The organism is Pseudomonas sp. NPDC007930 (assembly GCF_042958985.1).
GTDB lineage: Bacteria > Pseudomonadota > Gammaproteobacteria > Pseudomonadales > Pseudomonadaceae > Aquipseudomonas.
The window spans coordinates 55,452-75,295 of sequence record NZ_JBIBKC010000014.1; the positions used below are offsets into that span (position 1 = coordinate 55,452).

The following is a 19,844-nucleotide window of genomic DNA, read 5'->3' on the forward strand; positions in this document are numbered from 1 at the left end:
GCCAGGGAGGCCCTTCCCTTTTCCCCAGCACGCCCTTTGCGGTGATCCTGCGCGGCCTTTTCGGCCCGCCAGGGTCGCCTCATGCAATGGATGCCCTCGGCGCTCCCCCAGCGCCTGCGCGGGCAGGCCAATAGGCTTGTGCCAAGCCCTCTACCGCTGAGCGAAGCCCACCTGGCACTGATCGAGCCGTGCTTGCGGGAAGAAATTTCCTACGTTCCAGCCGCCTGATTCCTGCACGCACCCGGCGTTGACCGCCCTGCTGGCCGCCGCTGCCCCGCGGGCACAATCGCCCGGCCAACGTGCTTCAGAACGAGGAAAACGCTCATGGACGTGAACACACTCAAGCGCATCGACATCTCGCAATTGCCGCAGTCGTTGCAACTGCTGATCGACTGCATCGGGGTCGAGCAGGCCTACCGCCTGACCTGCCTGTTCGGCGGCTGCCCCAAGTACATCCCCAAGCACGCCGAGCGGACCCGGCTCGCCCAACTGATCCCTGCCGACACCCTCAAGGCGCTGATCCAGCGCTTTGCCGGTGCCGCGGTGGAGATTCCCAAACCCGACCACTTCTTCCGGCAACTGCGTAACCAGCAAATCCAGGAAGAATCCGACCTGGGCCTGTCCCGCACGGAACTGGCCAAGAAATACGGCCTGAGCCTGCGCCAGATCGGCAACATCCGCCGCCTGGAAGCCTGACGCCGCCAGGGGGGGGGCTTAGAAGTCCCGCTTGTAGAACAGGTCCAGCGAGCTGGCCAAGCCACTGGCCACCTCCACGTACAGCCGGCGTGTGAGCAGGTAACGCAGGGCGATGGTGTTGGCCGGCTCGAACACCCCCACCCCATAGCGCACCTGCAGCTTCTCCGAAAGGTTGCCACTGGCGACCACGTTGGTCTTGTTGCCGCTGCCCTGGGTGTCGAGCTGGAAATCCTGGATGCCCAGGTTCTTCGCCAGCTCGCCAGCGGTACCGGCGCCGCCCATCAGGCCCAGGCCCAGGGCCGCCTGGGCGAGCAGGTCGTTGTCTTCGCCGCTGGTGCTCAGTGGCCGCCCCAGCACCAAGTACGAGAGCGCCTGTTCCTGGCTCATCGCCGGCTCCGAGAACACCTCGCTCTGCGGTTGCTCCACGCTGCCAGACAAACGAATGCCGGCAATGATGTCGTCGGTCTGGCGGATCGCTTCTACATCCAGGTAAGGCTGGTCGATCGGCCCGGCGAACATCACCCGCGCGCGGCGCAGCGTCAGGCGCTGGCCGTAGGCGCGGTAGCGGCCGTCACGCAGCACCAGTTCGCCGCGGGTGTCGAGGTTATCGCCGATGTGCACATGCCCGGCCAGGCCGGCCTGCAGGCCGAAGCCATCGAAGGTGAGTGTGTCTTGCCCCACCTCTACGTCGATATCCATCGCCATCGCCAACGCCTGGCCGCCCTGGGCCGGGGCCTGGCCGACGATCACCGTGTCATCGGACACCTTCACCGTTGACGGCGGCAGTTGCCGCACGGTGATCGCCCCGCGCGGCACGTTCACCTTACCGGCCACCGCCAGGCGCTCGCCTTGCAGGGTCAGGTGCAGGTCGGGCTCCACTTCCAGGTTGGCGTAGGGCTCGACCGCCACTGGCAAGCGCTGGCCACGGACGTTCACATCCACCGCCAGGCCGCTGGCCCAGTCGAGGTGCCCGGCAATCTGCCCGGCGCCGTGTTCGCCGCTGTTCCACTGGCCGCCGAGCTGCACCCGCTGGCCTTCGATGTTGGCGGTCAGTTGCAACTGGCGCACGCTGGTGGGCAGGCCGTCGCCGGCCACCTCACCGCCGAGCAGGCGCAACTGCCCACTCACCTGCGGCGCCTCAAGGCTACCGCTCAGGCGGCCGCTGCCTTCGAGGTGGCCCTTGAGGGTTTCGACCATGGGCAAGAACGGCCGCGCCACCGCCAGGTCCAGCCCCTGCAATTGAAACTGCCCGCTGAGCGGCTTGCCGGCGGCCATGGGGTCGAGGCTGGCGGTCAGTTGCAGGGTGCCGAGCTGTTGGCCGTCGAAGCTCAGTTGGCTGTCGACCCGCCGTGGGCTGAGCCGGCTGGCCAGGCGCAACGCACGGTAAGGGAATTCGACCCACTGCTGCTGGTTGCGCACGCGCAAGGTGCCAGCGCCCGCCTCTACCGTGACCTGGCCATTGGGCCCGGCAGCGGGCAGGTCGAGGGCAACGTCGGCGTTGAGCGCCCCCTGCCAGGCGAAGTCGGCCGGCAGCCAGGGCTGCAAGCTAGCAAGCGGAAAGGCTTTGAGGTGGTAGCGCAGGCGCGGTTCGGGGGCCAGGCGTTGGTCTTCACCACACAGGCTGGCGTTGCCAGCGCGCCAGCAGTGGGCGCCGAAGTCCACTTCGCCAGTGGCCAGCCGCTGCAGCCGCGCGGGGGCCTGCAACTGCCAGGCCTGGCCGCCGCCACGGATCAGCCCGCGGGCCAGCCGGCCCTTCCAGTCGCCGTTGTTCAAGGTGCCATCCAGGCCGAGGTCGACCAGCAGGTTGGGGCCGTCGAGCTTAAGCTCGAGCGCTTGTTGGCGGCGGTCGCCACGGCCCTGGGCGGTGAGCGTGCCGAAGCCGTTGTCGCCGCTGCTGAGGCCGCTGGCGCTGAGGTTCAACTGGCCGCGCTGGGCGGCGTCGAGGCTGGCGTCGAGCACCAGCGCTTGCACCCGCGAGGTTTGCCAGGCCAATTGGCTGCCGCGCAGGCGCAGTTGGCCCTGGGGCGCTTGCACGCTGCCGGCGAGGTCCAACTGGCCCGTGGCCTGGCCTTGCAGGCCCGGCCACAGTTGGCCCAGGCGCGGCAGCGCCAGTTGCAGTTGGCCCTTGAGGGTGTTGTTCAATTCGCCCTGGCCCTGCACGCGGTTGGCGCCCAGGCGCAGGTCGAGGGCCGCCAGCTTCCACTGCTGGCCTTGGCCGGCGCCCTCAAGCTGGAACAGCGCCGGCTGCCCGCGCAACTGGCCGTTGAGGTCGAGCCGGGCCTGTGCCGCCAGCGCGCCATCGCGCCACTGGCCTTGGCTGTTCAGGCTGCCGGCCAGGCGCCCAGGCAACTCCGCGGCCCAATAGGCAGGGTCGAGCCGGGCCAGCTCAAGGGCGGCCTGCCAGCTCACGCCATCGGCGAAACCGACCCGCACTTGCCCGCTGGCCTCGCCCTGGCCGGCCTTGAGCTGCAGCTGCGGCAGGAACACTTCGCGCAGGTCACCGCTGATCGGCGTGACCAGGGTGAAGGGGCCGGCCGGGCCCTTGAAGGCGCCGTCGAGGTTGCCCAGGTACTTGCCGTCGCGGTAGCTGAGCTGGGCCTTCAGCCGCTCGGCACTGACCGCCGGCGGCTGCGCCACCGGGTACAGCCGCTGCCAGGGAAATGCCTGCCAGTCGAGGTTGACCTCGGCGGCCAGGCCCTGAGCCCAGTCGAGGCTGCCCTCGACCGCCAGGCGCTGGCCCGGCCCGGCTTGCAGGGCGAGCGAGGCGATGCGCGCGCCACCGGCGCTGACCTGCCCGGCCAGCAGCAGGGGAATATCGCCGCCCTCGGCGGCCAGTTGGGTGCTGCCTTGCACCGCGTAACCCTGTTGCAGGTCGCCGTTGGCGGCCAGGTGCAGGGCCTTGAGTTGCAGCGTAGGCGGCAGCTCCGGGCTGGCGCGGAACAACGGGCTGTCGATGCTCAGTTGCGCCGGCAGGTGCTCGGCCAAGGGCTGCACCCGGCCCTTCACGGCGGCCTCGAGGTAGCCCTGGCTATTGCCGCTCAAGGCCAGCTCGCCCTGCAGCTCACCCTCGGCCTGCAACGCCAACTGCCAGGGCTGGCCATTGACCGCCGGCAACTGCAGTTGGGCCTGGGCCTTCAGCGGCCAGGCGCCTTGGGGCGCGAGGTGGCCGGCGAGGTCCAGCGCCAGGTCGTCGCGGCGCGCGTGCAGGGCGCGGATGTCGATGCCTGCCGCGCCCCAGCCGGCGGCCAGGCGCAGGTCGGCGGCGACCTCGCTGCCGCCGTACAGCAGGCTGCCGACGCTGGCTTCATCGAGTTCGATGGCCAGCGGCAGCGCCAGCGCCGGCAAGCGCAGCGGGCCGCTGGCGGCCGCTGTGCTGCCATCGCCGGGAAAATCCAGGCTGACCCGCGTGGCCTGCAGCTGCTCGACGCACAGCGTTAGCCGCCACAGGCAAGCCGGCGCCCAGGCCAGGCGCGGTTGCTCGGCTTCCAGCCAGTCTGGGCCCTGCTGCCAACGCAGCCGCTCGGCTTGCCAGTGCCCACCCAGGCGCCCGCTGAAACCTTCAACGGCCAGCCCCGGCACCTGGCCCAACAACCAGCGCCCGCCGCCCGCGGTGCCGAGCAGGGTGTAGAGGGCAGCGGCAATCAGCAGCAGGCCGCCAGCCAAGGCCAAGGCGGCCCACTTGAGGGTACGTTTCACAGCTCCGGCCCCATGGAAAAGTGCAAGCGGATGCCACCGTCGTCGTCCAGCGCGTGGGCCAGGTCAACGCGGATCGGCCCCACCGGCGAGACCCAGCGGATGCCCATGCCGACGCCGGTCTTCAGGCTCGGCAGGTCAAGGGTGTTGAAGGCATTGCCTTGGTCGACGAAGGTTGCCCAGCGCCATTTCTCGGCAAACTGGTATTGGTACTCCAGGCTGCCGGCGACCATGTAGCGCCCGCCCACATGGTCGCCATCGCTGTTCTCCGGCGACAGCGACTGGTAATCGTAGCCGCGTACGCTCTGGTCACCCCCGGCGAAAAACCGCAGCGACGGCGGGATGGCCTTGTAGCCGTTGGTGAAACTGCCGCCGACTTCGATGCGGCCCAGAAAACGATGGTTGCCCCACAGGGTTTTCAGGCCTTTGAGGGTGATGTCGCTGCGCACCAGGTTGGCATCGGACAACCAGCCCTGCTTGGCGCCCTGCACCTGGAAGCCAATGCGGTAGCCATTGTGCGGGTCCACCCGGTTGTCGCTGTCGAGGTAGTCATAGGCGATGCCGGGCATGACCAGATTAGACAGGCCCGTGTCATCGCCCAGGCGGTATTCTTCGCGCTGCCATTTCAAGGAGATCACCCGGGTCCAGCCGCTGGGCAGCTTGCTGTGCCACTCCGGGCCCACGGTGAGCAGTTTGCTCAGCGAGTCGGTGTCGGCGATTTCTTCGTACTGGTAACCGGCGGCGTAGCGCAGCTTGTCGGTCAATGGTGGGTCCAGCGGTACGTCGTACCACAGCCCGACGTTTTGCCGTGGGGCCGACAGTTCCATTTCAGCGCCATAACTGTGGCCCTGGGGGTTGGCCCAGTGGCGGGTCCAGTTGGCCTTGGCCCGTGGGCCCACATCGGTGGAGAACCCACCGCCCACGCCCAGGGTGCGCGGGGTGCGGTTGTCGACCCGCACCTGCACCGGCACCACCTGGCCCTGGGCGGCCTGGGGCGCGGCGTCTACCCGCACGTTTTCGAAGTAGCCGCTGCCTTGCAGGTCGCGGTTGAGGGTGGCGATCAGGTCGGAATCGTAAGGGGTGCCGGCCTTGAACGGCACCATGCGTTGCAGCAGCGAAGGTTCGAGGATGCTGTCGCCACTGAAGCGCACCTCGCCCAGCACGTAGCGCGGGCCGCTGTCGTAGACCAGGTGGATGTCGGCCACGCCGGCGCGGGGGTCGACCACCAGGCGCTGGTCGGTAAAGTGCCCGGCAAAAAAACCATAGCGCGCGGCCTGGTTGAGGATCAGCCGCTTGGCGTCGTCGTAGCGCCCGTGGTTGAGCACCGCGCCCGGCGCCAAGGCCTTGCTGGCCGGCACCCGAAAGGCCCGCAACTGCGCCGCGGGCCCGGTCACGCGGACCTCGACCGTGCGCAGCCGCACCGGCTCGCCGGCCTGCACGCGCAGGTTCAGGGCCGGGGTTTTACCCCCGGCCACCGCGCTGCTGACCTGCGCCTGGTAGTAACCCAGCGCTTCGGCGGCCTTTTGCGCTTGCTGCTCGGCGCCCACGCTGAAACGCTCGAGCGCCGGTACATCGCGGTCCCCGAGGGCACCGATGTAGTTCTCGATATTGGTTTTCAGGGCCGCGTTGGGCGGCTCTACCGATACCCGCAGTTCGCTCTGCGCGTGGGCCAGGGCCCCGACCAGCAGGCCGAGGACGCCACTGATGACTCGTCCTTTATCCTTCATGGCGCGGATCCTAACATGCCTGCGTTGCGCTTTGCCGCCCGGCGCACTGGCCGAGGGCCGGCAGCTTCGCTACGATGAGTGCTTTTGCACAAGGCCCGCGCCATGAAAATCGTCTCGTTCAACATCAACGGCCTGCGCGCCCGCCCGCACCAGTTGGCGGCGCTGATCGAACGCCATCAGCCCGACGTGATCGGCCTGCAGGAAACCAAAGTCGCGGACGAGCAGTTCCCCCTGGCCGACGTCGAGGCCCTGGGTTACCACGTGCATTACCACGGGCAAAAAGGCCATTACGGCGTGGCGCTGATGTCGCGCAAAGCACCGCTGGCGATCCACAAGGGCTTCGCCGGCGATGAAGAAGACGCCCAACGGCGTTTCATCCATGGCAGCTTCGAAGACCACAACGGCCAGCCAGTGACCATCATGAATGGCTACTTCCCCCAGGGCGAAAGCCGTGACCACCCCACCAAGTTCCCGGCCAAGCAGCGCTTCTACCAAGACCTGCAGCAGTTGCTGGAGAGCACCCACCAGCCCGAACAGCCGCTGGTGATCATGGGCGACATGAATATCTCGCCGGAAGACTGCGACATCGGCATCGGCCCGGACAACATGAAGCGCTGGTTGAAAACCGGCAAATGCAGCTTCCTGCCCGAAGAGCGCGAATGGATGGCGCGGCTCAAGGGCTGGGGCATGGTCGACACCTTCCGCCACCTGCACCCGGAGGTGAACGATCGCTTCAGTTGGTTCGACTACCGCAGCCGCGGCTTTGAAGACACCCCCAAGCGCGGCCTGCGTATCGACCTGATCATGGCTTCCAGCGGCCTGCTGCCGCGGGTACGCGCCGCCGGCGTGGACTACGACCTGCGCGGCATGGAAAAGCCCAGTGACCACGCGCCGATCTGGCTCGAGCTGGGCTGAGCCGCGGTCACATAACTGTCACGCTAGCGTCTTAATGTGCGGGCATCGCCAAAGGTGCCCCCATGCCAGCCATCCCGCGCACGCTGCTGCTGTTCGCCTGCCTCACCGCCCTGATGGCGCCCACCGCCCACGCGGAAAACACCCCGGTGCTGCGCGTACAGGGCTCCAACACCCTCGGCGCGCAACTGATCCCCGCCCTGTTGCGGGCGATGCTGGAGCAACGCGGCCTGGCCAATGTGCGCGTGCAAGCGCAAGCCGCCGCCAACGAACGCTCCGTACTGGCCGACACCGCGCCGGGGCGCAGCCTGCGCTTCGAAGTCGACGCCCACGGCAGCAGCACCGGCTTCAGTGCGCTGCAGGCCGGGCAGGCTGACCTGGCCGCCGCCTCGCGGCCGATCAACGCCCAGGAGCAACAGGCGCTGCAGGCGCTGGGCGACATGACCAGCGCCCAGGCCGAACACGTGATCGGCATCGACGGCGTGGCGGTGATCGTGCACCCGAGCAACCCCCTGCGCGCGCTCAGCCTGGCGCAACTGGCCGGGGTGTTCAGCGGCCAGTACCAGCGCTGGGAGCAACTGGGCGCCGGCAACGGGCCGATCCACCTGTACGCCCGGGATGACCAGTCCGGCACCTGGGAAACCTTTCGCGAGCGAGTATTGCTGCCGCACCACGCCACCCTGGCGGCCACCGCCGCGCGGCTCGAATCCAGCGAGGCGCTGAGCCAGCAGGTGAGCCAGGACCCGGCCGCGATCGGTTTCATCGGCCTGCCCTATGTGTTGCAAGCGCGGGCATTGGCGATTGGCGACGGCGCCGCCGAACCGATCCTGCCGGCGGCGGACGTGATCGCCACCGAGGATTACCCCCTGGCGCGGCGGGTGTACTTCTACCTGCCGCCGGCCAGCGCCAACCCATGGGCCAAGGCGCTGCTGGACTTCACCCAAAGCGCTGGCGGGCAGAGCATCGTCGCCGCCCAGGGCTTTGTGGCGCAAACCGTGCGGGCGATGGCAGTGCGCGCCAACCCTGGCATGCCACCGGCCTACCGCGAGCTGGCCCGGCGCGGGCAACGGCTGACAGTGAACTTCCGTTTCGCCCAGGGCAGCGCCACCCTCGACAACAAGGCCATGGCCGACGTCGAACGGGTGCTGGCGTTCTTGCAGGCCCACGACCAGCTCCAGGGCCACGCTACCCTGGTCGGCTTTGGCGACCCCAAGGGCGAACCGGAACGCGCCGCGCTGCTGTCGCGCTTGCGCGCCATGACGGTACGCCGTGAGCTGGCCAAGCGCGGCGTGGTGATCGACCGGGTGCTGGGCCTGGGTGACGAGCTACCGGTGGCCGACAATGCCGATGAACAGGGCCGGCTGCACAACCGGCGGGTAGAAGTGTGGGTTTATTGACCCACGGCCCTTGCCGCCCTCGCAGCGTGCGTGCTAGAGCCCCAGAGAGTGTTACCGCAGGCTTCACACCCGCCCCTGGAAACGGGTAACAGGGAAACAAAAATGCGACAGTCTGTCGCACACCTGTACCAGCATAAACTATATCTTATTGATTTATATGGATTTTTAAAAACTGGCACGGCATCTGCTTTATCTCTGGCACAACAAGAATAAAAACAAGCGGCACCCATAAAAACAACATGACCGGCTCTGGCATAACAAGAACAAACGAGGCAGAGGCGAAGCCAACAGATTTTTTTGAAGCAGATGTACCTTGACGGGGTAGGTCGCCCCGGGCCGAACACAGAACAACAAAACTGCCCCGAGGCAGCACGGTAAGGCTCACGTCACGGTAAGGTAGATCAGCGGTCAAAAAAATACGTTTGCTCTTGGCCCCGACTGGGGGCTTGGCCGACAGGCCGAACGGACAGCGCGATAACAATAACTCCAGCACTGGCCGCCATAATAATAAGAGCACACGCAATGCCCAATTTGAGGGGAGCTTCGGCTCCCCTCAGTGCATTTCGCCTTCCAGAAAATCCACGATCGCCGCCACCACCACCCCGCGCACCTCGCAATCTGGCCCTACCGGCAAGGTTGGCCACATCGCATTGAGTGGCCGCAGGTACAAGGCTTCGCCCTCGCGCGCCCATTGGCGGCAGAGCAGGCCGTGCCCTGGCCCCGCCCACACCAGCACCAGGTTACCGACGGCGTGCTCACGGCCAGGGTCTACCAGCAGCCACATGCCCGCCGCCAGCGACCAGCCGCTGGGCGAGGTCATGGCATCACCGACCACCGGCAACCAATAGGCCTCGCCGCGCGCGCGGTAATTGCTGAACAGCCACCGCCGCGAGCTGGGTTCGGCGCCTTCAGCGGCTTGCCGCCAGGTGAGGCAGGGGTAGCGAAAGCCCTCCCCGGGCAAGGCGCCGGTGGGCAAGGACGCAGCGTAAAGGGGGCGTTCTTCCTGTACCCGGAGCACGTTGGCCGAACGCAATTGCGGCATGCCCAAGGCTTTGAGCACGCGGTTCTGCACCTCGAGGCTGGGCGTGGCGCGCTCCCTGAGCCACTGGCTGACCGAGCTCTGGCTGGCGCCGATGCGGTCGGCCAGTTCGCATTGAGTCACGCGCTGCACGCGCATTTGTTGCCTAACGACGCTGATCCATGTATCCATGGCGGGCACGATACGCTGGCCACCGGGTGCGGCGAAACATATCAAGCAATATTACAGACAAGGACACAATTGTCTTAAGCGATATGATGGCGGCCCGTACCCCTTGCACAGGCCAGCCCCATGCTCGCTACGCTACCCTCCTCCCAGCTGTTCCTGGTCAACCCAGGCGTGACCACGGCCCAGGCGTTGAGCGAGGCCAGCCACCTGCTGGCCTGTGCGTCGGCCAGCGCCCATGAGGCCGCCGAGCGGCACAGTGGCGCCGAGCGCTTCGCCGAACTGGCAGTGGTGCATCTGGTCGAGATGGCCAAGGCGTTGGTGGATACCGCGCTGGAAAACCAGCACCACGCAGAACGCGCCATGCCGTAACCAAAAACGACATGGCGAAGAAAAAGGATTGACTAACAAATGATAACGATTATTATTGCTCGTGCTGGTTGCAAGGCCAGCGCGATAACCTGAGACCTTTGGTCGGGTTTCAGATTATCTCCTCATCAGGCTAATCACGGTTATTAACCCGGCTTTTTGCCGGGTTTTTTTTTGCGGGCTTCATCAGGCTAAATGAAGGGGGTCGCTTAATGGCGCGCATCATAGCAAAGCGCTATTCGGTGGGCCAAGGCCTGCCCTGCCCTGGATTCACATTTTTTTCACGTATTGCGGATCAGCGATTGAATATCAGTTGAGAATGCTTCTCGGTTAGGCTACGCTCCCAGTCAGAACAGTGCAGCAGGAGCTCACCATGATGGCCCGTTCTATCCTGACATCTGACCGTTGGCTTTCACCGGCCCTTACCGCGGCGCCCGAAACCCCTCTGGACAAAGCCCTTGCACGCCTGCCCCGGCGCTGCCGGCAGGCATTCCTGCTCAGCCGCCTCGACGAATGCCCCTATGCACGCATCAGCCACCAGTTGGGCATGCCGGTGGAGCGCGTGGAGCACGCGCTGATCGAAGTGCTCGAAGGCACCCGTGGCGAGGCCGGTTCGCGCGAGGCGGTGCAATGGTACGTGCGCCTGCAAAGCCCGAGCATGACCGCCAGCGCACGAATCGATTTCCGCCGCTGGCTCGACGCCGCGCCTGAGCACCTGCAGGCCTTTCACCACACCGAACTGCACTGGCGCAGCCTGTTCGGCGCGGCCCAAACAATGGCCGCCCGCGAGCAGAGCCTGCGCGGCCTGCGTAAAACCTCCTGGCGCCATTGCCTGGCGGGCCTGCTCACGGTGCTGGTACTGGGCCTGCTCGCCCTGCCCTGAGCACGCCGGCGGCGGCCGGTGTACAGTAACGGTTCTGTCAAACAAGAGAGCCGTTTATGCCCATCGCCATCGGCGCCGCCTTCGACAGCGGTAACATCCAGGTCATCGACGCCAGCAGCCCAGGCGCCATCCGCCTGGCCCTGCGCCCCGACCGGCAAAGCCCCCACTACCAATGGTTTCATTTCGAAGCCAGCGGCCTGGACGCGGGGCAGCTCTACACCTTTCACCTGGAAAACGCCGGCGGCTCGTCCTACCCGCGGGCCTGGGCGGGTTATAACGCTGTGGCCAGCGAAGACGGCCAGCAGTGGTTCCGTGTACCCAGCTGGTATGCCGGCGGCACCCTGAGCTTCAGCGTGGAGGCCCGCGGCCCGAGCCTGCGCTTTGCCTATTTCGAACCCTACAGCCGTGAGCGGCATGCCGCGCTGGTCGCCCGCGCCCAGGCCGGCGGGCTGAGCCTGGTTGCCCAAGGCCAGAGCGTAGAGGGCCAGCCGCTCGAGTTGCTGCGGGCCGGCGACGGCGCCGCGCACAAGCGCAAGCTGTGGCTGATTGCCCAGCAACACCCTGGCGAACACATGGCCGAGTGGTTCATGGAAGGGGTGATCGACGCCCTGCTGGCCGGCGGCCCAGCCATCGCTGCGCTGCTCGAGCAGGCCAGCGTGTACCTGATCCCGCACATGAACCCCGACGGCAGCCTGCACGGCCACCTGCGCACCAACGCCCACGGCAAGGACCTCAACCGCGCCTGGCAACTGCAAGACCCGGCGCATACCCCGGAGGTGCGCTTTGCCCTGGAGCAGATGCAGGCCATCGGCGTGGATGCCTTCATCGACGTGCACGGCGATGAAGAAATCCCCTACGTGTTCACCGCCGCCTGCGAGGGCAACCCGGGCTACACCCCGCGCATCGCGGGGCTGGAGCAACAGTTCCGGGATGCATTGTGCGCGCAGACCGCCGACTTCCAACAGCTGCACGGCTACCCGCGCAGCGCCCCGGGGCGGGCGAACATGGCGCTGGCCTGCAATGCCGTGGGCCAGCGTTTCGACTGCCTGGCGCTGACCCTCGAAATGCCCTTCAAGGACCACGACGCCAACCCGGCGCCGCGCACCGGCTGGAACGGCGCGCGCTCGGCGCAACTGGGCAAGGATGTGTTGGCGGTGCTGGGTGGGATGGTGGAGCAGTTACGGGGGTGAGGGCTGTACCGGCCCCTCGCGCGGCACAGCCGCCCTCCCACGGGATCTGCGCCGGGCAAGGGGGCCGGTGAAGCTTACTTGGGCCCGACCATACTGCGCAGCACCCCATCCCGGCGAATCAGGCCGTGATACAAGGCCGCCGCCAAGTGCACCAGCACGGTCAGGAACAGCAGGTACGCCAAGTACCCATGGGCCCGGCGCAACAGCGCGAAGGTGCTGGCGTCGGCCGGCAGCAAGGCGGGCAGGCGCAGGCTCTCGCTGAGCATCACCGGGTCGCCGGCGGCGCTGATCATCGCCCAGCCAAGCACCGGCAGCAGCAACATCAAGCCGTACAGCAGCCAGTGCGAGGCCTTCGCCGCCAGCGCCTGGGGCTTGGCCAGGTCCGCCGGCAACGGCGGCTGGCGGGTACCCAGGCGCACCGCCAGGCGCAGCAGCGCCAAGGCGAGGATCGCAATACCCAGCGGCTTGTGCAGGTGCAGCAGCCACTCATGGCGCTCTGACACCGACGCCACCATACCCGCGCCAATGAATAACATCGCCAGTAACAACACCGCCATCAGCCAGTGCAGCCAACGCGCCAGGGGTACGAAATACTCGGGGGTGCGGTTCATCATTTAGCCTCCGGGTGGGCGTGCAGCGCATCGACTTCGCCCGTGCGGCGCAGGTAGGAATCGGCATAAGCCGCCGAACGTGCCGCCAACAAGGGGTCGGCCGAGGCCTGAATGCCGTCGGGCAACACGGTCGGGTCGTAGTTGATGTCGCGGCAAGGGCCGCTGTCCTGGGCCAGGGCGGTATCCAGCACCAGGGTACCGGCCGCCACGTTGCGGCGTTCCGCCGGCCACGGCTTGCTGGCGTCGTCGACCGGGTCGCCGGCGGCGGCGAAGGTCATCTCCAGGCGCCAGCGCAAGGGCCCGGCCGCCAGGCGTTGCGAGAGGTCCTGGGCCAGGTAGTCGGCGCCCTCGCCCTGGCTGGCGGCCGCCGCGGCGTTGTCGGGCAGCACGTGCCAGCGCACCGCCTGGCGTTCGCCATCGGCACCTACGAGGTAAAACGCATTGAGGCCGTCGTAACGCTCGGTGGCAAAGCTCGCCGAAGGGTGGGCGGTCTTGACCCAGGCCAGGAACGGCGCGGTTTCCGGGTGGCTGGCGAAGAACGCCTGCATGTTCGCCGGGTTGGGTTTTTTCGTCGAAGGGTCCGGTGCGCCAGCCTTGAGCATGGCGAAGAACGCCTGCGGGGTGCCCACTGGGAACACCGGCATGCTGTTCATGCCGGTGCGCCACTGCTGGCCGTCGGCCTGGGTGAAGCGCAGCGCGAAGCTGCGGATCGGCACGCTGCCGTCGGGCGCGTAAGGGTTGCCGCTGGGCAACGCGAAGCGCCCCACCACTGGGGTGCGGCCTTCCTTGAACAGCGCCGCGCGGGAGTCGTTCTGCAGTTGGCCGCTGCTTTCGAAGTAACCGGTCACGCACACGCCCTTGGCGTGGTTGCGGCGGTAGCCGGGGTAGGTGCCGTTGTTGGTTTGCAGGGTGTCGACCAGCCGCGCGGGGGTCAGCCGCGCCGGGTCGAGCCAGCCGTGCACGTAGGCCATCGCCGCGGCCAGCACGACCACCGGTACGGCGATCAGGCCCAGGCGCAGAGCGAGCGCCCGTGGGGGCAAGGGTTCGGTCATGGAGCGTCCTCATCATCAGCGTTATCGATCTTTGCGGGTTGGGACGCCTGCGCGGCGCCGCCTATTCCATGGCGGCTGAAAGTTTTTGCCCAAGGGAATATTCTGGGGGCTGAAGCGTCTGGCAAGTTCAAGGGGTGCCCATGAACGACTTTGACGACCAATTGCGAGAACTGCTGCCGCGCCTTCGGCGCTTTGCCCTCTCGCTGACCCGCGACCCGAGCAGCGCCGATGACCTGGTCCAGGCCACGCTGGAGCGCGCCATCACTCACCTGGCGAGCAAACGCTCGGAAGGCGACCTGCGCGCCTGGTTGTTTTCCATCCTCTACCGCCGCTTCGTGGACCAGCACCGCAGCGCCCGCCGTTATGCGCGCATGCTCGAACTGTTCGGCCGGGGCGGCGACGATGACCAACAGCCCTCTACCGAGCGCAGCGTGCTGGCCCAGCACAGCCTGGGCGCCTTTGAGCGCCTGAGCGGCGAACAACGCGCCTTGTTGCTGGCGGTTACAGTAGAGGGCATGAGCTACAAGGAAGTGGCGCAGATGCTCGATGTACCGATGGGAACGGTGATGTCCCGCTTGTCTCGCGCGCGCCAGGCGTTGCGCGACCTGTGTGAAGGCGAAATCACCGCGCCGCGTTTACGGATATTGAAATGATCAACCTGCCACCCAACGACCATGACCTCAACGCCTGGCTCGACGACCGCCTCGAGCCCGCCGACCGCCAGCGCCTTGATGCCTGGCTGGCCCAGCACCCCGAACACAGCCGCCGGCTGCGCGCGCAACTGGCCGACGCCCAGCAACTGCGCGCGGCCATGAGCGGCACGCTGAGCCGCCCGGCCAACCCGGCACTGGACCCTACCGCCCTGCGCCAGCGCTTGCGCCAACGCCGCCAGCGCCACCTGGCGCGCGCGGCCAGCCTGGTGCTGGCGGTGGCCATGGGCACCCTCGGCGGCTGGCAATTGCGCGGCTGGCATGCCAGCGCGGGCTTCGAGCCGATGGGCGATGCAGTGCAAGCCTACCGGCTGTTCGCCCAACAGGGGATGATGCCGGCCGACCTGAAAATAACCGACCGCGGCGCCCTGCAAAGTTGGCTCGACCGCTGGTTCAGCAGTGCCCAGCGCCTGCCTGACCTGACCCAGGCGGGCTTCGAGCCGTTGGGCGCGCGGTTGCTGAGCACCGACCAGGGCGCGGCGGTGATGGTGGTGTACCAGAATGCCCAGGGCGAGAAGGTGAGCTTTTACATTCGCCCACCTGGGCCCAACCACAAGATGCTGCCCCCCGGCAGCCGCCAGGACGGCGAACTGCAGGCGGAGTATTGGTCCGGGCCGGGGTTCAACTACGCCGTGGTCGGCCCCAGCGGGCCCACCATGGCGCAACTGCGCCGCGCGCTGCTGTAAGCGGCGCGCGGCTCAGCCGGCGGCTTCGGCACCCTCGAACCAGGCGAGTTTCTCGCGCAGGGTCACCACTTCGCCAACGATCACCAGCGTGGGCGCGTGCACCTCATGGCGTGCCACCAGCGCGGGCAGGTCTGCCAGGGTGCCGGTGAACACCCGCTGCGCCGCGGTGGTGCCCTGCTGGATCAACGCCGCCGGGGTACTGGCCGCGCGGCCATGGCGGATCAACCCTTCACAGATGATCGGCAAGCCCACCAGGCCCATGTAGAACACCAGGGTTTGCGCCGGGGCCACCAGGTCGGCCCAGGGCAGGTCGCTGGAGCCGTCTTTCAAATGCCCGGTGATGAAACGCACCGACTGCGCGTAGTCGCGATGGGTCAGCGGGATGCCGGCGTAAGCCGCGCAACCACTGGCGGCGGTGATGCCCGGCACCACCTGGAAGGGGATGCCATGGGCGGCGAGCTCTTCGATCTCTTCGCCGCCACGGCCGAAGATGAACGGGTCACCACCCTTCAGCCTGACCACCCGCTTGCCCTGCTGGGCGAGGTTGACCAGCAGTTGGTTGATCTGCTCTTGAGGCACGGCGTGCTCGGCGCGGCGCTTGCCCACGTAGATGCGCTCGGCGTCGCGCCGGCACAGGTCGATGATGGCCGGGGCGACCAGGCGGTCGTAGAGCACTACATCGGCTTGCTGCATCAGGCGCAAGGCGCGGAAGGTGAGCAAGTCTGGGTCCCCCGGCCCGGCACCGACCAGGTACACCTCACCGGGTGCCTGGGGTGGCGCGCCATCCACGCGGGCCTGCAGCAAGCGCTCGGCCTCGCTGCCCTGCCCCGCCAGTTGGCGGTCAGCCACCGGGCCCTGGAAGACTTCTTCCCAGAAGGCCCGGCGCTGGTTGGTATTGGGGTACAACTGTTTGACCTTGTCGCGAAACTTCGCCGCCAAGCCGGCCAGCTCACCGTAACGCGGGGGGATCCACGCCTCGAGCCGCGCGCGGATCAGCCGCGCCAGCACGGGCGCGTCGCCGCCACTGGACACCGCCACCACCAGCGGCGAGCGGTCGACAATGGCCGGGAAGATCACCGAGCACAGCGCCGGCGCGTCGACCACGTTCACCGGCACGCCACGCCGGTGCGCCTCGGCCGAGACCTGGGCGTTGAGCGCGGCGTCGTCGGTGGCGGCGATCACCAGTTGGCAACCGTCCTGGTCGCTGTCGTGGTAGCCGCGCACCTCGGCGTGGCCGCCATGGGCGGCCAGCAATTCGCTGAGCTGGCCATCGATGGCCGGTGCCACCACCCGCAGGCGGGCCCCGGCATCGACCAGCAGGCGCGATTTGCGCAGCGCGATCTCACCCCCACCGACCACCAGCACCTGGCGCCCGTTGAGGGTATGAAACAGCGGCAGGTACTTCATTCAGCCGATAACCTCGACGCCGCCCATGTAGGGCTTGAGCACGGCTGGCACGCGGATGCTGCCGTCGGCCTGCTGGTAGTTCTCGAGCACCGCCACCAGCGTGCGGCCCACCGCCAGGCCGGAGCCGTTGAGGGTGTGCAGCAGCTCCGGCTTGCCGGTTTCCGGGTTGCGCCAGCGCGCCTGCATGCGCCGCGCCTGGAAGTCGCCGGTGTTCGAGCAGCTGGAGATTTCGCGGTATTTGTCCTGGCTGGGCACCCACACTTCGAGGTCGTAGGTTTTCACCGCGCTGAAGCCCATGTCGCCGGTGCACAGCGCCAGCACCCGGTACGGCAGTTCCAGGGCCTGCAGCACGCGCTCGGCGTAGCCGGTCAGTTGCTCCAGGGCTTCCATGGACTTGGCCGGCTCGACCACCAGCACCATCTCGACCTTGTCGAACTGGTGCTGGCGGATCATCCCGCGGGTGTCGCGGCCCGACGCGCCGGCCTCACTGCGAAAGCATGGGGTGTGCGCGCAGAACTTCAGCGGCAGCTCGCGGGCATCGAGGATGCGATCGGCCGCCAGGTTGGTCAGGGTGACTTCCGAGGTGGGGATCAGGTACAGATCAGCCTCGCCATCGCGGGTGATCTTGAACAGGTCTTCCTCGAACTTCGGCAACTGGCCAGTGCCCTGCAGGGTGGGCGCCTGCACCAGGTACGGGGTGTAGCACTCCTCGAAGCCATGCTCGCGGGTGTGCAGGTCGATCATGAACTGCGCCAGGGCGCGGTGCAGCCGGGCGATCGGCCCGCGCAGCACGGCAAAGCGGGCGCCAGAGAGCTTGGCGGCGGTTTCGAAATCCAGCTTGCCGGTTTTCTCGCCCAGGGCGACGTGGTCCTGGATCGGGAAGTCGAACGCCGGCGGGGTGCCCCAGCGGCGCACTTCGACGTTGCCGTCTTCATCGGCGCCCACCGGCACCGACTCGTGGGGCAGGTTGGGAATGCCGAGCATGATCGCGTCGAGCTCGCCCTGGATCTGCTCCAGCTCGGCCTTGGCGTTAGTCAGCTCCTGGCCCATGTGCTCGACCTCGGCCATCAGCGGGGCGATGTCTTCGCCGCGGCTTTTGGCCTGGCCGATGGTCTTGGAGCGGGCGTTACGTTCGGCCTGCAGCTGCTCGGTGCGGGTTTGCACGGTTTTGCGCTGCGCTTCCAGGGCTTCGAGGCGGGCGACGTCCAGGGCATAGCCCCGGGTCGCCAGGCGGTCGGCCACGTCCTGCAATTGGCCACGTAACAGTTTCGAATCGAGCATGTCGGTCTCTCGTGTGTTCAATAAACGGGGCTGGGCTCAGGGCTTGCGCCGCTGCCGCGGGCTGGCGCGGTCCAGGGCGGCCAGGTGGCTGAGCTTTTCCCGTATTTTCAGTTCCAGGCCCCTCGGCACGGGCTGATAGTACTGCCGCGGCTCGAGGTTTTCCGGAAAATAATCTTCGCCGGCGGCATAGGCGTCCGGCTCATCGTGAGCGTACCGATATTCTTCGCCGTAGCCCAGTTGCTTCATCAATTTGGTCGGCGCGTTGCGCAGGTGCAACGGCACCTCTTGCGAGCCCTGCTCGGCGGCATCGCGCATGGCCGCCTTGAAAGCGCTGTACACCGCGTTGCTTTTCGGCGCGCAGGCGATGTACACGATCGCCTGGGCCACCGCCAGCTCGCCTTCGGGGCTGCCCAGGCGCTCTTGCACGTCCCAGGCCGACAGGCACAGGCTCAGCGCCCGTGGGTCGGCGTTGCCGATGTCTTCGCTGGCCATGCGCACCACCCGCCGGGCGATGTACAGCGGGTCGCAGCCGCCGTCGAGCATGCGCGCGTACCAGTACAGCGCGCCGTCGGGGTTGGAGCCGCGCACGGACTTGTGCAGCGCGGAAATCTGGTCGTAAAACGCTTCGCCGCCCTTGTCGAAGCGCCGGCGGGTATCGCCGAGCAGGCTTTGCAGGTCGCTGGCGCTGATCTCTTCGCCGTCTTCGGCGAGGTCGGCGGCGTTCTCCAGCAGGTTGAGCAGGCGCCGGCCATCGCCATCGGCGGCGGCCACCAGGATCGCGAAGGCATCGTCGCCCAGGCGCAACTGCCGTGGGCCAAGGCCGCGCTCCTCGTTCAGGGCGCGCTCGACCAAACGGCGCATGGCTGCCTCGTCGAGGCTTTTCAGCACGTACACCCGGGCCCGCGACAACAGCGCGTTGTTCAGCTCAAAGGAGGGGTTTTCAGTGGTGGCGCCGATGAAGATCAGCGTGCCGTCTTCCACATAGGGCAAGAAGGCATCTTGCTGGGACTTGTTGAAGCGGTGCACTTCGTCGACGAACAGAATCGTCCGCCGGCCATACTGGGCAGCCTGCTGGCGGGCGATTTCGACGGCCTGGCGGATTTCCTTGACCCCCGCCAGCACCGCCGACACCGTTTCGAAGTGCGCATCGGAGACTTTCGCCAGCAACTGCGCCAGGGTGGTTTTGCCGACCCCAGGCGGGCCCCAGAAGATCATCGAGTGCAGCGCGCCCTGCTCCAGCGCCTCGCGCAACGGCTTGCCGCGGGCCAGCAGGTGCTCCTGGCCGACGTACTCGTCGAGGTTGCTGGCGCGCAGCCGCGCCGCCAGTGGCTGGGCCACCGGCGCGGAGCCGAACAGGTCGCGGGCCAAGGGGGGTTATTCCTGGATCACGTCGGCACCCTTGGGGATGTCGAACTTGAACTTGCTCGCCGGGATCGCCTCGTTGGCCTTGATGCCGGTGAACAGCAGGTTGGTGCGCTGGCCCACGCTGTCGATCAGTTGCATGTCGTTCAGGGTGCCACGGCGGAACGACAGGCGCAGCGAGTCGAACAGGGTGTCTTTGGTTTTCGGCTTCAGGGTGAAGTCGATCACGTCACCGCTTTGCTTGGCGGTGATGTCGAAGCTCTGGCTGATCTTCGAGGTGTCGCCGGACAACAGCAGCGCTGGGGTCTGGGTCAGGCGCTGGTCGAGCTTCTTGATGGTCACTTGTTCCAGGTCAGGGTCCCACAGCGAGACCTTCTGGCCGTCGGAAACCATCAATTGCTCCTGGGGCGCGTCGGTGTGCCAGTAGAACAGCCCCGGGCGCTGCAACGACAGCTCGCCGCTGGTTTCCTGCAACTGGGTGCCGCCGGCATCGAGGGTGAGCTGGGAGAAGCGACCGGTGAGGGTCTGGGATTGCTCGAGCAGTTGGGTCAGAGACTTCACCGCCGCCTCATCGGCCTGGGCGGCAGTAGCGCCCAGGCCGATGGCAGCGACCAACAACAGGCGAATCAGGCGCATGGTAATCCTCTAGGTCAAGGCAAAAAAG

17 protein-coding genes are annotated in these 19,844 nt (G+C 67.2%); 8 read left to right on the forward strand and 9 right to left on the reverse strand.

Features of this window, described 5'->3' with window-relative positions; all coding sequences use genetic code 11:
- The first annotated feature begins 324 nt into the window (after positions 1–324).
- Positions 325–696: a Mor transcription activator family protein gene (locus ACFZCE_RS22195; RefSeq protein WP_390942682.1), complete on the forward strand. Its 372-nt coding sequence runs from the start codon at positions 325–327 to the stop codon at positions 694–696.
- An 18-nt stretch (positions 697–714) separates the two neighbouring features.
- On the opposite strand, the gene ACFZCE_RS22200 is transcribed toward ACFZCE_RS22195, so the two are convergent.
- Both ACFZCE_RS22200 and ACFZCE_RS22205 read right to left on the reverse strand, forming a co-directional pair.
- The gene (locus ACFZCE_RS22200; RefSeq protein WP_390942683.1) at positions 715–4,392 is read right to left on the reverse strand and encodes a translocation/assembly module TamB domain-containing protein; all 3,678 of its coding nucleotides are present in this window, start codon (positions 4,390–4,392) and stop codon (positions 715–717) included.
- Entirely contained in the window at positions 4,389–6,116 is a 1,728-nt protein-coding gene (locus ACFZCE_RS22205) for a BamA/TamA family outer membrane protein (RefSeq protein WP_390942684.1), read from the reverse strand. Before ACFZCE_RS22205 ends, ACFZCE_RS22200 begins: the two co-directional genes overlap by 4 nt.
- Before the next feature lie 102 nt (positions 6,117–6,218).
- Here ACFZCE_RS22205 and xthA point away from each other — a divergent pair, with 102 nt between their 5' ends.
- Entirely contained in the window at positions 6,219–7,031 is an 813-nt protein-coding gene (gene xthA, locus ACFZCE_RS22210) for an exodeoxyribonuclease III (RefSeq protein ID WP_390942685.1), read from the forward strand.
- Between the two features lie 62 nt (positions 7,032–7,093).
- Complete coding sequence (locus ACFZCE_RS22215; RefSeq protein WP_390942686.1) at positions 7,094–8,425, forward strand: substrate-binding domain-containing protein; 1,332 nt, start codon at positions 7,094–7,096, stop codon at positions 8,423–8,425.
- Positions 8,426–8,978: 553 nt separating this feature from the next.
- Here ACFZCE_RS22215 and ACFZCE_RS22220 read toward each other — a convergent pair.
- The gene (locus tag ACFZCE_RS22220; protein WP_390942687.1) at positions 8,979–9,635 is read right to left on the reverse strand and encodes a S24 family peptidase; all 657 of its coding nucleotides are present in this window, start codon (positions 9,633–9,635) and stop codon (positions 8,979–8,981) included.
- 120 nt (positions 9,636–9,755) lie between these two features.
- Here ACFZCE_RS22220 and ACFZCE_RS22225 point away from each other — a divergent pair, with 120 nt between their 5' ends.
- From ACFZCE_RS22225 to ACFZCE_RS22235, 3 genes are all read left to right on the forward strand, one after another.
- Positions 9,756–10,001 carry a DUF6124 family protein gene (locus ACFZCE_RS22225; RefSeq protein ID WP_390942688.1) on the forward strand — a complete coding sequence of 82 codons (246 nt, stop codon included), beginning with the start codon at positions 9,756–9,758 and terminating at the stop codon, positions 9,999–10,001.
- A gap of 370 nt (positions 10,002–10,371) precedes the next feature.
- Positions 10,372–10,881, forward strand: a complete 510-nt coding sequence (locus ACFZCE_RS22230) for a DUF4880 domain-containing protein (protein WP_390942689.1) — start codon at positions 10,372–10,374, stop codon at positions 10,879–10,881.
- A 56-nt stretch (positions 10,882–10,937) separates the two neighbouring features.
- Positions 10,938–12,071, forward strand: coding sequence for a M14-type cytosolic carboxypeptidase (locus ACFZCE_RS22235; RefSeq protein WP_390942690.1), 1,134 nt, complete (start codon positions 10,938–10,940; stop codon positions 12,069–12,071).
- A gap of 74 nt (positions 12,072–12,145) precedes the next feature.
- On the opposite strand, the gene ACFZCE_RS22240 is transcribed toward ACFZCE_RS22235, so the two are convergent.
- Together ACFZCE_RS22240 and ACFZCE_RS22245 are read right to left on the reverse strand one after the other, a co-directional pair.
- Positions 12,146–12,682, reverse strand: coding sequence for a cytochrome b/b6 domain-containing protein (locus tag ACFZCE_RS22240; RefSeq protein ID WP_390942691.1), 537 nt, complete (start codon positions 12,680–12,682; stop codon positions 12,146–12,148).
- Entirely contained in the window at positions 12,682–13,734 is a 1,053-nt protein-coding gene (locus ACFZCE_RS22245) for a catalase (protein ID WP_390942692.1), read from the reverse strand. The genes ACFZCE_RS22240 and ACFZCE_RS22245 overlap by 1 nt, the downstream gene beginning before the upstream one ends.
- A 140-nt stretch (positions 13,735–13,874) precedes the next feature.
- On the opposite strand from ACFZCE_RS22245, the gene ACFZCE_RS22250 reads away from it, so the two are divergent.
- Both ACFZCE_RS22250 and ACFZCE_RS22255 read left to right on the forward strand, forming a co-directional pair.
- Positions 13,875–14,387: a sigma-70 family RNA polymerase sigma factor gene (locus ACFZCE_RS22250; protein WP_390942693.1), complete on the forward strand. Its 513-nt coding sequence runs from the start codon at positions 13,875–13,877 to the stop codon at positions 14,385–14,387.
- Positions 14,384–15,130: an anti-sigma factor family protein gene (locus ACFZCE_RS22255; RefSeq protein WP_390942694.1), complete on the forward strand. Its 747-nt coding sequence runs from the start codon at positions 14,384–14,386 to the stop codon at positions 15,128–15,130. The genes ACFZCE_RS22250 and ACFZCE_RS22255 overlap by 4 nt, the downstream gene beginning before the upstream one ends.
- Before the next feature lie 12 nt (positions 15,131–15,142).
- On the opposite strand, the gene cysG is transcribed toward ACFZCE_RS22255, so the two are convergent.
- From cysG to lolA, 4 genes are read right to left on the reverse strand one after another with little or no spacing between them, the layout of a single operon-like run.
- On the reverse strand, positions 15,143–16,537 hold the full coding sequence (gene cysG / locus ACFZCE_RS22260; protein ID WP_390942695.1) for a siroheme synthase CysG: 1,395 nt from the start codon (positions 16,535–16,537) through the stop codon (positions 15,143–15,145).
- Positions 16,538–17,818 (reverse strand): serine--tRNA ligase, encoded by a 1,281-nt coding sequence (gene serS, locus ACFZCE_RS22265; protein WP_390942696.1) that lies wholly within the window; start codon positions 17,816–17,818, stop codon positions 16,538–16,540. It abuts the gene before it with no gap.
- Positions 17,819–17,854: 36 nt separating this feature from the next.
- Positions 17,855–19,186, reverse strand: a complete 1,332-nt coding sequence (locus tag ACFZCE_RS22270) for an AAA family ATPase (RefSeq protein WP_390942697.1) — start codon at positions 19,184–19,186, stop codon at positions 17,855–17,857.
- Positions 19,187–19,192: 6 nt separating this feature from the next.
- A complete protein-coding gene (gene lolA, locus ACFZCE_RS22275) occupies positions 19,193–19,816 on the reverse strand; it encodes an outer membrane lipoprotein chaperone LolA (RefSeq protein ID WP_390942698.1) in 624 nt (207 codons plus the stop codon).
- Positions 19,817–19,844: the final 28 nt, after the last annotated feature.